At 68.2% G+C, this 12,144-nt stretch carries 9 protein-coding genes; 4 read left to right on the top strand and 5 right to left on the bottom strand.

The features are described 5' to 3' along the window. The first annotated feature begins 29 nt into the window (after positions 1–29). The gene (locus LO787_RS09780; RefSeq protein WP_232495640.1) at positions 30–701 is read left to right on the top strand and encodes an aspartate/glutamate racemase family protein; all 672 of its coding nucleotides are present in this window, start codon (positions 30–32) and stop codon (positions 699–701) included. Further along, the gene (locus tag LO787_RS09775; RefSeq protein WP_232495639.1) at positions 698–1,984 is read left to right on the top strand and encodes an MFS transporter; all 1,287 of its coding nucleotides are present in this window, start codon (positions 698–700) and stop codon (positions 1,982–1,984) included. The genes LO787_RS09780 and LO787_RS09775 overlap by 4 nt, the downstream gene beginning before the upstream one ends. Here the strand turns inward: LO787_RS09775 and LO787_RS09770 are convergent. From LO787_RS09770 to LO787_RS09760, 3 genes are read right to left on the bottom strand one after another with little or no spacing between them, the layout of a single operon-like run. Beyond that, positions 1,946–3,229 carry a four-carbon acid sugar kinase family protein gene (locus LO787_RS09770; RefSeq protein WP_232495638.1) on the bottom strand — a complete coding sequence of 428 codons (1,284 nt, stop codon included), beginning with the start codon at positions 3,227–3,229 and terminating at the stop codon, positions 1,946–1,948. The genes LO787_RS09775 and LO787_RS09770 overlap by 39 nt on opposite strands. Next, complete coding sequence (locus tag LO787_RS09765; RefSeq protein WP_232495637.1) at positions 3,229–4,494, bottom strand: ribulose-bisphosphate carboxylase large subunit family protein; 1,266 nt, start codon at positions 4,492–4,494, stop codon at positions 3,229–3,231. Before LO787_RS09765 ends, LO787_RS09770 begins: the two co-directional genes overlap by 1 nt. Then, positions 4,491–6,338 carry a beta-L-arabinofuranosidase domain-containing protein gene (locus LO787_RS09760; RefSeq protein WP_232495636.1) on the bottom strand — a complete coding sequence of 616 codons (1,848 nt, stop codon included), beginning with the start codon at positions 6,336–6,338 and terminating at the stop codon, positions 4,491–4,493. The genes LO787_RS09765 and LO787_RS09760 overlap by 4 nt, the downstream gene beginning before the upstream one ends. Positions 6,339–6,420: 82 nt before the next feature. Here LO787_RS09760 and LO787_RS09755 point away from each other — a divergent pair, with 82 nt between their 5' ends. After that, positions 6,421–8,505 (top strand): beta-galactosidase, encoded by a 2,085-nt coding sequence (locus tag LO787_RS09755; protein WP_232495635.1) that lies wholly within the window; start codon positions 6,421–6,423, stop codon positions 8,503–8,505. Between the two features lie 70 nt (positions 8,506–8,575). Then, positions 8,576–9,196, top strand: coding sequence for a DUF3885 domain-containing protein (locus LO787_RS09750; RefSeq protein WP_232495634.1), 621 nt, complete (start codon positions 8,576–8,578; stop codon positions 9,194–9,196). Between the two features lie 276 nt (positions 9,197–9,472). Here the strand turns inward: LO787_RS09750 and LO787_RS09745 are convergent, their stop codons facing one another. Both LO787_RS09745 and LO787_RS09740 read right to left on the bottom strand, forming a co-directional pair. Continuing rightward, entirely contained in the window at positions 9,473–10,522 is a 1,050-nt protein-coding gene (locus LO787_RS09745; protein ID WP_232495633.1) for a glycoside hydrolase family protein, read from the bottom strand. Positions 10,523–10,536: 14 nt separating this feature from the next. Further along, on the bottom strand, positions 10,537–12,120 hold the full coding sequence (locus LO787_RS09740) for an MGH1-like glycoside hydrolase domain-containing protein (RefSeq protein ID WP_232495632.1): 1,584 nt from the start codon (positions 12,118–12,120) through the stop codon (positions 10,537–10,539). Positions 12,121–12,144: the final 24 nt, after the last annotated feature.

The raw sequence follows: 12,144 nt of genomic DNA, 5'->3' as shown, positions 1-12,144 counted from the left end.
CTTACGCAATTCACGCATTCGGGAGAGACATGATGCAGACCCTGGCCCTACTCCACACTTCCCCCTCGCTCAGTCCGCTGTTCAACGAACTGACCGCGCGGATCATCCCCGGCGTGCGCGTGCTGCATTTCGTGGACGAGAGCCTCATCAAGAACACCATCGCGGTGGGCCATCTGGAAAAGCCGACGATGCGGCGGCTGATCGATCTCGTGACCGCCACCTTCGATGCCGGGGCCGATGCCACGCTCGTCACCTGCTCCTCGATCGGCTCGGCGGTGGACATCGCGGCCCAGCTGCACGACCGCCCGGTGCTGCGCGTCGACCGGCCCATGGCGGAGAAGGCGGTGGCGGCGGGAACGCGCGTCGGCGTGCTCGCCACGCTCTCGACCACGCTAGGCCCGACGGCGGCGCTGGTCGAGCGGGTCGCGAAGGAGGCCGGGCGCGAGATCGAGATCGTGCCCCACGTCTGCGAAGGCGCGTTCGACGCGGTGATGGCGGGCGACGGCGAGACGCACGACCGCATCGTCGGCGAGGCGCTGACCGGGGCCATGGCGGGGATGGACGCGATCCTCTTCGCGCAGGCGTCGATGGCGCGCGCCCTGGCGGCCTTGCCCGAGGGCGCGGTGGCCGCGCCGGTCTTCACCAGCCCCGAACTCGGTGTCGAGCGGGCGCGCGACGTGCTGGCAGGGCTGGCCCGGTGAAGAAGCGCCATGCCGTCGTCGGGCTGCTCGGCGTCCTGTCGGTCATCACCTTCCTCGACCGCATGGCGATCGCGGTCACCGGCCCTGCGGTGCAGAAGGAACTGGCGATCACCCCCGAGCAGTGGGGCTGGGTGCTGGGCGCCTACGTCATCGCCTATGCCGTGTTCGAAGTGCCCTCCGGCGCGCTGGGGGACAGGCACGGCTACCGCAAGGAGCTGACGCGGATCACGCTGTGGTGGTCGGTCTTTACGGCGGCGACTGCGCTGTGCCGCAATTTCTGGCAGCTGACGGGGGCGCGGTTCCTGTTCGGCCTCGGCGCGGCGGGGGCCTACCCCAACATGTCGGGCGTGCTCTACCGCTGGCTTCCGGCGCGCGAGCGGGCGCGCGGGCAGGGCGTGATCTGGGCGGCCAGCCGCTTCGGCGGTGCGCTCGCCCCGCTGCTGCTGGTGCCGTTGCAGGCGCAGTTCGGCTGGCGCGCGGTCTTCGTGGTGCTGGGCGTGATCGGCTTCGGCTGGGCGCTGGCGTGGCGCGCTTTCTACCATGACCGACCTGCCGAGCAGCCGGGGATCAGCGCCGCCGAAGTCGCCGAGATCGGCGGCGATTCAGGCGGCGGCCACAGCGGCACGCCATGGCGCGCGCTGCTCTCGCTGCCGCAGCTCTGGCTGATCGCGGTGGCCTACTGCTTCTACGCCTTCGGAAGCTGGTTCTTCTTCAACTGGTTCCCGACCTGGATGGTCAACGGCGCGCACTTCACCGTGGCGGAGATGGGGCTCTACGGCTCGATCCCGTTCCTGCTCGGCATCGTCGCCAACCTTGCGGGCGGCGTGCTGTGTGACCGGCTCGCCGAACGCATCGGCATCCGCCGCGCCTACAGCCGCATCGCCAGCCTCTGCCTCGCGACGACGGCGCTGCTGCTGGTGCTGATGAGCCTGGTGGAAAGCAAGCTGCTCGTCGTGGTGCTGGCGGGCGCGGCGTTCGGGGTGATGGACCTGATGCTGCCCTCGGCCTGGGCGATGTGCATGTCGATCGGCGGGCGTTACGGCGGCACCGCCAGCGGTGTGATGAACACCGCCGGCAACCTCGGCGGGTTCGTCTGCACGGTGGTGATCGGCTACACGATCGGCGCGACCGGGAACTACGACCTGCCGGTGCAGGGGGTGGCGGCGATGGTGCTGGTGGCGGCGGTATTGTTCGCCCGGATCGACTGCACGAAGGGGTTCGACCAGAAGGCTCCGGCCGAACCGCTATCCGCCGCGCATCACGACCTCGAAGAAGCCCGCTGAGCCCATCTGTCCCCCCTTCAGTACAAGCTCTGTGCCGTTCAGTGCAGGCTCCTGCGCATGGGCGCGGACCAGCGGCGCGCCGCGTTCCAGCGGCGCTGCCCAGCTCAGCGCGTCGATCCCCATCTGCGCGACGCCGTGGCTGGAGGTGTCCCCACCCGCGAAAATCAGCCGTTTCAGGCCAGTCCGCAGCACCGCCTGACACGCCACGCGCCCCAGCGCCGCACCCACCGTAGCCCCGGCGGCAGGCACATCCTCGCCCAGCGGCCCCTCGGCCGAATGAACCACCACGCGACCGCCGTTCAGCGCCTCCACAGCGGCCTCGGCGAGGCGTTCCTCCTCGACCAGGCTGCCCGCTGAAAGGGCGGCGACATCGGCCTGGATCGTCGCGAATCCGCCATTCCTGGCCACCGCGATCTGCGTCGCCGTGACCGGCGAACAGCTTCCGCTCAGCACCAGCAGCCGCTCCACCGGCAAGGCCCGAGGCAGCTCCGGCGGCAGCGGCACGATCCCCGCCGCCCGCCACCCCAGCATCAGAGCCCGGGTCACACCGGAACTCCCCACGGCAAAGCCACGATGCCCCAGCAGAACCTGCCCCACGGCGGCTAGGTCGGCCTCCTCCATCCCGTCGAAAAGCACCGCATCCGCGCCGTTTTCCGCCGCTTTTACGAAGTCTGCATCCGCCTCGCCCGCCCGAATCCGGTCGATGGGGACAAGGGCGATCCGCGCCCCGGTCTGCCGCGCAAGGTGCAGCCGCATGTCCGCCTCGTCCATCGGCGTCACGGGATGGCGCGCCATCGTCGGGTGCCGGTCGATGCGGTGGACCACGCCCCCGGCCGTCGCGAAAAGGTTGCCGAACAGGAGGTAGCGGCCAAGGTGCGGCGCGCCGATCAGGATCGGCACCACGCCGCCCAGCGCCGCCTGCCCGATCTCCAGCGCGCGGCCAATGGAGCCGACCTGCGGGCTGCTGTCGAAGGTGGAGCAGGTCTTGTAATGCACCACCGGAGCGCCACTGGTGCCCAGCGCCGCGAAGGCGGGCGGCAGGTTCGCGTCCATCCACTCCGGCGAGCGGCTGCGCGCGTCCCCCGCCATGCCGATGGCGCGGACATCGGGAAAACGCGCCAGCAGCGCCGCGTCGGGCTGGCGCAGGAACAGGATCGCCGGGACGCCGCCCTCGGCAAGCTGCTCCAGAACGTCGGTCGATCCGGTGAAATCGTCGCCGTAGAAGGCGTAGAGCAGGCGCTCCATCAGGCCGCGAAAGCGGACAGCGCGTCGCGCAGTTCGGGGGCCTGGCTCGCCGCGTCGGCAAGGTCCACGCCCGCCACCGCCGCGTCCCACGCCTGCCGCAGCGCCCGCACGCCCGCCGCCGGGCCGCCCGGATGCGCCATGATGCCGCCGCCTGCCGCGAAGATCAGGTCGGTCGATCCCAGCGCCGCATAAGTAGCCGGAACCTGCCGCGCGGACTGGCCGGAGGAGAACACCGGCATGACCTCGCAGCCCGGATGCGGCGGGTCGAACATCGGGGTAAGGCATTCACGGGCGGAGGCGATGACGCTCTCGTTCTCCTCGCAGAACTTGTTGTCGATGCCGTTGACGTGGGTGTGGTCGATCCCGGCGAGGCGCCACAGCTTCTGGTACGCGACGAAGCTCATGCCGATGGCTGGCGAGCGGCCCAGCATCCCCCAGCCGTTGCGGTGGCCGTGGATCGGCAGTTGCGAATGGGCGCGCAACACCTTCATCGCGGGCAGGCCGATGCTGTTCATGCTCGCCATCACGCAAGTGCCGCCTTCGCGCAGGACATGGTCGTGGCGGGCCAGCATCTCGTCGATGTCGCCGGTCAGGTTCGCGGCGAACATGACCTTCTTGCCGGTCCGCTCCGCATGTTCGTTGATGACGCGCATGACCGCGCTGATCCGCGCGTCGAAGGGGCAGGCGGGGCCGTCGGCCTGAAGCTCGTCGTCCTTCACGAAGTCCACGCCCGCATCCAGCAGCGTGCGCACCTGCTCTGCGGTGGCTTCGGGCGAGAGGCCGACGCTCGGCTTGACGATCGTGCCGATCATCGGTCGGTCGTCGACGCCCGCCAGTTCGCGCGTGCCCGCAACGCCGAACTGCGGCCCCTGATAGCGATCGAGAAACACCGGCGGCAGCGTCAGGTCGACCAGCTTGAGGCCCGAGAAAGCCTTGAGTTCCGACAGGTTGCCGGCCACCGTCGCCAGCAGGTTCGGCAGCGACGGCCCGAAGTTGTGGACCGGCCACGACAGCGTCACCCGCGCCGTCCGCCGCCTGCCGTCGCCGGTTTTGGGAAGCCCCGATCCGGGCAGCGAGGGTCGCTCGGCATCGCCGAGTTCCTCGATCGACACCACCCGCGCCGCATGGGCTTCACGCAGCGCGTCGGTCTCTCCGGGCACGCGCACGAAAGTGCCGGTGGACTGCTCCCCCGCCATCGTCGCGGCGGCCTGTTCCAGCGGGAAGGCGGTCTCGATCCAGTAGGTCGCCTCGACAGTGCCGCTCATGCGCGTGCGACCTTGAAGTAGGTGTTGTAGCGCTCCAGCCCGACCGTGAAGTAGGGCACGAAGACGAGGTTGCGCCCGCCCGTCTGCATCGCATAGCCGGTGTCCGAACCGGGCACCGGGGCCAGCGCGGAGGGCAGCGCCAGCGGCTGCTGCTCGATCCCCTCCCACGGGTTGAGGCCGACGTACATCACCGGCCCGCGCATCACGGCGGCAAGGTCGGGGTTGGCATCGTCGATGGGGAGCGTGCGCAGCGACTGCGGCAGCGTGAGTTCAACCACGTCGCCCGCCTTCCATGTGCGCGATACGCTGGCGAGGGAGCCGGGCTCCACCGCCTGCGCCGTGCCGTTGACGCTGAGCTGCGCGCCCTTCGCCCATGCCGGAATGCGCAGCTTCATGGCGAAGCGGCCGCTGCCTGCCTCGGTCACGGTGAGGCGCGTCGTATCCTGTGCCGGGTACGCGGTTTCCTGCTCAACCTTCACCGCGCCGCCGGGACGGGCCCAGGTGACGGTGGAGGGCGCGAACATGTTCACCACCAGCGCGTCGTCGTCATGGAAATAGAGGTTCAGCACGTAGTCCGCGACGCCCTGCACCAGCGTGCCCGAGCAGCACGGCCATTTCTGGTGGTAGTAGAGCTTCTCCGCAGCGGGTCCGTAGTTCGAATAGTACGGATAGCCGCCGTCGCTGTCGGGCAGGCGGGTGGCGAGCATGGTGTTGTAGAGCGTGCGCTCCAGCCCGTCGCCATAGATCGGCTGGCCGGTCAGGCGCACCAGATAGCGCGCCAGCTTCATGTCGGCGAAGCTGCCGCAGGGCGTCTCGAAATGCGCCTTGGACGACTTGAGGCTGGCGCCCAGCTTGCCCTGATGCAGCGGCACGAACTGCTCCTCCGGTCCCCACCCGCCCGAGGCGAAACGCTGCGGTTCCATGTAGGTCCACGCGTTGACGAGCGCCTTGCGGTACTTCTCGTCGCCGAGGTGCAGATAGGCCTGCGCGCCGGAACTCAGCGCGATCGTGTGGCTGTAGGCGTGCTTGCCCGGCAGGATGTCCTGTCCGGCGGCGAGGGGATCGAACCACTCCTTGTTGAGCAGGTAGTGGATCGCCATGGCGCGGTACTTCTCGTCCCCGGTGATCTCGGCGACGTGGAACAGGTTTTCCGAGAGGACGTAGGTCTCGTCATAGGGCGGATCGACCTTGCCGATGCGGTCGCGCGAGACGGGAGAGATGTTGGGGCGGCACTTCTCGATGGTGATCGGCAGCAGTGCCTTTGCCTGCTCCACGCCGGACAGGCGGTAAGCATCGATCAGGCCGACGACGTACTTGTCCATGGTGTAGGCGGCCCACTGCTCCTGCGCCTTCGGGCCGGCATATGGGTTCTTCGTCGTAGTGATGAACTCGCCGAAGCCCTGCACCAGCGCGGCGACCTTGGCGTGGGCGGCCTTGTCCCCGGTGGTCGCGGCGATGCGGGCGAGGCCGGAGATGTACTGGCCGAAGGTGAGGCCGGGCACGAAGCCGTCCTTGTCGTACCAGCCGCCCATGTCCGGGCCGGGCGCGGGGAGACCCGCCTGCTGGCGGAAGACCTTGAGCACGCGGTCGTTGTCGAGCGCGAGGTAGTGCGCCTGGATATGGTCGTAGTGACGCTTGATCTCGCCGCCGGTCAGCCGGACCGCGCCATAGGGGAATTCGTGAAGCACTTCCTTGCCGCGCGCGCCTGCCGCCGCGCCGCGCGTCGCCGCGGCGAAGGCCATGGCGGGCGCGCCTACCGCAGAGGCGGCGGTCGCCGCGCAGGCGGCGCAATGGATGAAGCTACGCCGCGAAAGTCCGTGCTCGTGATGATCCTGAAGTCGCATCCTGTCCCCGATTCCCGTTGTCGCACTCTTGCGCTCAGTCATCATTTAACAATATCATATTACAAATTTCAAGGAGCGGGTGATGGGTGTCAGGCGGTTGTGGGCGGCGGTGCCCATCGGGGCGATGCTGGCTGCCGCGTCGCTCCCGGCAATGGCGCAGAATGTCGCCTGTCCGGCCCGCGCCACGCGCTTTGCGGACAAGCCCGCAGTGGCCGTCGGCGTATCGTGGTATCCCGAGCAGTGGCCGGAGGAGCGCTGGGAAACCGACCTCGCGCTGATGAAGGAGACGGGGTTCAACACCGTGCGAATCGGGGAGTTCGCATGGAGCCGCATGGAGCCCGCCGAGGGCCGCTTCGACTTCGCATGGATGGACCGCGCGGTCGCGGCGGCGAAGCGGCACGGCATGATGATCGTCATCGGCACGCCCACCGCCGCGCCGCCCGCGTGGCTGACGCAGAAGTACCCGGACACCCTGCGCGTGGACGAGGACGGCGCCCGCGCCGGGCACGGCGGGCGGCGGCATTTCTCGTTCGCGAGCACCCGCTACCGCACGTTCGCCCGCCGCATCGCGCAGGAGTTGGCCAAGCGCTATGGCCGCGATCCGGCGGTGGTCGGCTGGCAGATCGACAACGAGGTCGGCCCGCCCTCGTTCGATGCCGAGGCAGTCGCCGCCTGGCACGGCTTCCTGCAACAGCGCTACGGCTCGATCGACGTGCTCAACCGGCGCTGGGCGACGCAGTACTGGAGCCAGCACTACGACAGTTTCGATCAGGTGCCGCTCCACGCGACCGGGCAGCAGAACCCCGGCCTGCTGCTCGACTTCCGGCACTTCACCACGGCCACATGGATCGACTACGTCCAGAACCAGGCCACGGCGATCCGCCCGCTGATCGACCGGCGCGCCTTCGTCACCACCAATACGATGTTCTGGAACGCGGGGTTCGACCATTTCGCGATGCACCGCGGGCTCGATGTGGCGGCGTGGGACAACTACATCCAGAACGGCCGCGCGGACTGGGTGGCGAACGGGGCCAACCACGATCTCGTGCGCGGGTACAGGCACTGCAACTTCTGGCTGATGGAGACGCAGCCCGGCCGCGTCGACTGGGCCCCGGTCAACCGCGCGCTCGATCCCGGGCAGGTGCGCGAGATGGCGTGGCAGGCGGTGCTGCACGGGGCCGACGCGGTGCTCTACTGGCAGTGGCGCAGCGCCGCCAACGGGCAGGAGACCTACCACGGCGCGATCCTCGGGCAGGACGGCGCGCCCAATCCGATCCGTGCCGAGATCGCGAAGACGGCGCGCGAGCTGACGACAGCCGCGCCGCTGCTCGCCGATACGCGGCCGGTCGCCAAGGTCGCGATGATCTACTCGTTCGACAGTCGCTGGGCGATCGACCTTCAGCGGCACAGCCGCGATTTCGAGCCGATCAAAGCCTTCACCGATTTCTACCGTCCCTTCCGCACGGCGTCGCAGGGCGTGGAGATCGTCTCGCCCGACGATGACCTTTCCGCCTATCGGCTGGTCGTCGCGCCGAGCCTCAACGTCCTCACCGCCGCGCAGGCGCGGCGGCTGGAGGCCTATGTGCGGGATGGCGGGCACCTCCTGCTCGGCCCGCGCTCGGGGATGAAGGACGATGCCAACGCGCTCTGGCCGCAGCGCCAGCCCGGTCCGCTCGCCGATGTTCTGGGCGCGCGGGTGGAGCAGTTCTACGCCCTCGACGCCAAGGTCGGGATCAAGGGCGCGGTTGCGGGCACCGCGCAGGTCTGGGCGGAGGAACTCACCCCCACCGCGCCCGATACGCAGGTTCTGGCGACATACGACGATCCCGGCGGCTGGCTCGATGGCAAGGCGGCGCTGGTGTCACGCAAGCTCGGCAAGGGGCGCATCGGCTACCTCGGCGCATGGATCGAGCCGGCGGCGATGGAGCAACTCGCAGCCGCGTGGCTTGAAGGCGCAAAGGTCCGCGCGCCGGTGCCGTCGGCGCATCCCGACATCGAGATCGGCCTGCGCGAAGGCAGAGGCCGCCGTGTGCTCATCGCGATCAACCACGGCGCGGGCGAGCATCCGCTCACGCTGCCTGCCGGGGCGAGGCCGGTTGCGGACGGGGACTGGAAGGATGGCCGGATCGCCGGGCATGGCGTGGCGCTGTTCGAGCTGGCGGAATAGGCGAGGGCGGGTCCGGAGACGCCCCATGGCGGACGTTGCAATCTGTCGTTCCATCTGCCTACCTAACTCTATGAATATCGTCTCAATTGAACATCTATGGTCGAGTCTGTGGGCGACGCACTTTGTCGCCGGGGAGGCTCGCCTGCGGTTCGAGTTGGGCGGCGAAGAGTTCGATAATACCGTCCAGCAAATTCCTCGTTTTCTTCAAGCCCATCGTCGAGCATCTATCATAACTGACGCGCTGTTCACCGAGAACTGCGTGGCAGTGGTTGCTTGGAATGGGCAGGCGCCATTTCCAGCAGGACTCCCTGACGAAGTGACGGACGGATTTGCTGCCTTGCAGTCTGCGGGGTTTGACAGACCACTGATAAGCGAATGGCAGGCCACGCTTTATCCTGATCCAGATGACGAAGCGTATTTATGGACACTGCGCAGCTATGATCTGGGTCGAGACAAGTTGTCTCGTGACACTATTCTTTGGCACGCCGTTTCCTGCGAGATGCCCATCTATCCGAGCGCTCCGGTCGTAACCTTCCTACTTGACCCTTTCCAATCCGTGATGCTGCATGTCTACGACGACCGAGGAATGGACGTGATTGCATTGGAGCCAGCCAAGCTTCATGGAATCCACACCGACTTCGCCGATTGGCTTCTCGACCATGACCGTGAACGGATGGAGAAGCTGTTCTAGAACTTATGGCAGCAAACCACTCATCCCCGTCGCCCCTGCGCAGGCAGGGGCCTATCCCGCCCGCGCCTATTGCCGTTAGCAAGGTGCCGTGGCGATGGACCTGATGGGCCCCTGCCTGCGCAGGGGCGACGGGGTTTTGTTTGAGCAACTCTCGTCCAAAAGCTGGCCCGGCTTCATCCGTCGTCCCGGACTTGATCCGGGACCGCTGGGTGCTTGAAGCGATAGTTAGCGATGCGCCATCACGCCCCTCACCGAATGACGCAACGAGCCACTCACTCACCACGGCGTCGCGCGCGCCACGGTGATGCCGCGCACTTCCTCCGGCCACTTTCCGCTGACGGCGCAGTAGAAGTGGTGCAGCACGCCGCGGTGGCTCACGATCGAGGGCTTGTGCGCGTACTTCTCGTCCACCGAGCCCGGCGGCCCGGCATCGACGAGCACTTCGGGAACCTTGCGGAAATCGGTCAGGTCATCGCCCAGCGCGAGCAGGTCGCGCGCCTTGCCGTCGGTGGAGAGGCCGAAATAGAACATCGCCCACTGCCCGCGATGGCGCAGCACTACCGGGTCGCTGGCGAAGCGGTCGTCCGGCGCGCCTTTCGGGCCGTTGCGCAGCAGCGGGCTCGCCGGGTGCCGCCGCCATGTCTTCAGGTCGTTCGAGGTGGCGAGGCCGGTCTGCTCGCGCCACGGCTCGCCTTTGGTCTTGGCGTTGTAGAACAGGTGGTAGGTGCCGCCCTCGCGCATCAGGAAGGGTTTGTAGAGTCCGCCTTCCTCCCACGCTGCGCCGTCCTGCGGGAAGAGGATCGGCGGGGTCTTTTCCCAGCGCATCAGATCCTTGCTGAAGGCAAGGCCGATCACCGCCGGGCCCGCCTCGTATCCCGCGCCGGGATAGGCGTGCCATGCGCAGACGTAGTGCCCGTCCACCTTGATGAGTCGTCCGGGGGAGAGCATGTCGTTCTCCCGCAGGATCGAGGCGGAGGCGATGTTGTAGCGCGTGATCGGATCCTGCGGATCGCGCGCGAGGATCACCCCCTTGCGCCGCCAGTGGATCAGGTCGTCCGACTGCGCGATGCCGGTCTGGTAGCCCGCGCCGTCCCAGCCGACATAGGTCATGAAGAAGCGGCCTTCGTGCGAGAACACGAAGGGGCAGTCCACCAGCTTCTCGTCGAACGTGCCCTTCTCGCCGGACCCGGCCAGCACCAGCTTCCTGTACTTGTAGGGCGTGCGGTAGGGTGCCAGCGGATCATCCGCCGCCAGTGCTGGAAAGCGCGCCGATGCCATGCCGCCGAAGCCCGCAGCTGCGGCGCCAATGAAGTGTCGCCGATCCATGACTATCGTTCCTCTCACCCGATCCGCGCCGAGAGGCGTTCGAGACGGCGAGACCGGGCGATGCGCTCGCCGTCCGCCAGCACCGTGAGCCCCGCTCCCCGGCGGTAGCGCGATCCGTCGCGGTCCCACAGCACCGTCAGCAGCTTGCCCTGGAACGGCACGCCGTCGAGGCAGAACCAGTCCCACGACCCCTGCGGCACCTGCGGTTGCACCACCAGCCTGCCGCCGGGCTCGGGACGCAGCCCTACGAGGCCGTTGATGACGAGATCGCAGTAGGTCGAGTGGTTGTAGTACCGCCCGCGCTCCAGATCCTTGTGCAGCCAGAGCCCGGTCTCGCCGTCCAGATACTCGCCGATGTAGGGCTTGCCGTCGCGGTACTGCGAGCGGGCGTACGTGCGCAGCGCATGGAAGTAATCGCGCGCCGAGACCGGGGCCGGACGGCCCGAGCACAGCACATTGGCGAGCGCGGTGAGCGTCTGCGAGGTCGCGAAAGGCCAGACCGGCCCGTTCCATTCGCAGGCGGCGGCGAAGCTGTAGCGGAAGCGCGGGTGCCGCCGTTCGGCGGTGAGGATGCCGTGGGGCGCCCCGAATCCCTGCGGGTCGGCCAGTTGCGCCCATGCCGCTTCGTAGCCGCGCCCGGCGTCGGGCAGGTCGAAGTACCACGGGATGAAGCCGATCTCCTCGCGCGCGTCGCACAGGGTATCGTCGTCCGCCGCGCCGGGGTGGACGTAGCGGACCTTGAAGAACTGGGCCTGCTCGTCCCACAGCCGGTCCTGCACGATGTCGCGCAGGGTCTTCGCCTTGCCTTCGTACATTGGTGCGAGCGCCGCGCGGCCGGTCAGCCGCGCGATCTTCGCCATGGCGACGGCGTTGCCGTACATGTAGCTGTTGAGTGGCGGGCGCAGGTTGCGGTCCCGGCGCGAGCCGCTGATCGATTCCTCCATCGCGTCGCGCACGTCGAACTGCCAGAACGAGCCGTCCGCGTTCATCCGCAACCGTTCCCAGCCCTCGTAGTAGCGGGCGAAGTCGTCGAACATCGCGGCGAGCCCGGCAGTGTCGCCGGTGACGAGCCAGCGCTGGTAGGCCGCCCAGATGGTCCATCCGCTGTACTTGAACTCGTCCTTCGGAGGTGAGCCATCGGTGCCGCCGCGCAGCCAGTAGAGCAGGATGTCCTGCGCCACGGCGCGATCGCGCAGCCAGCGGCTTTCCATCAGGTGATGCCCGACGGCGCTGCTGACCGGCGCGCGGCCATAGAATTCCATGGCGGCCACGCGCCCTTCCGGCGTGCGGACGAGCGCCTTGCGGAACGTCCACCAGCGATACCAGTAGATTTCCTCTACCTGCGCATCGGGGCATTCGAACGCGGGCGCGTGTTCGGCAATCCAGTCCCATGCCTGCGCGTTGGGCACGAGGTTCAGCGGCCGCTCGGGCTCCATCGCGTTGAAGCGTTCGACGTGGTGGGCGAAACGGGCGTAGTCGAGCACGGCCAGCGGGCCCGGGCGCGAGGCGCCCGCGCGCAACGGTGTCCCTGCAGTCAGCGCGGCGAGGCACCCGGCCTTGAGGCCCGCATTCATGAATGTGCGGCGGTCGAGTGCCACGGACGGTTCTCGCTGATCGTTCTC

Source organism: Novosphingobium kaempferiae (assembly GCF_021227995.1).
Taxonomy (GTDB): domain Bacteria; phylum Pseudomonadota; class Alphaproteobacteria; order Sphingomonadales; family Sphingomonadaceae; genus Novosphingobium; species Novosphingobium kaempferiae.
The sequence above is the reverse complement of the archived record's forward strand: the minus strand, read 5'-3'. Positions and strand labels throughout refer to the sequence as shown.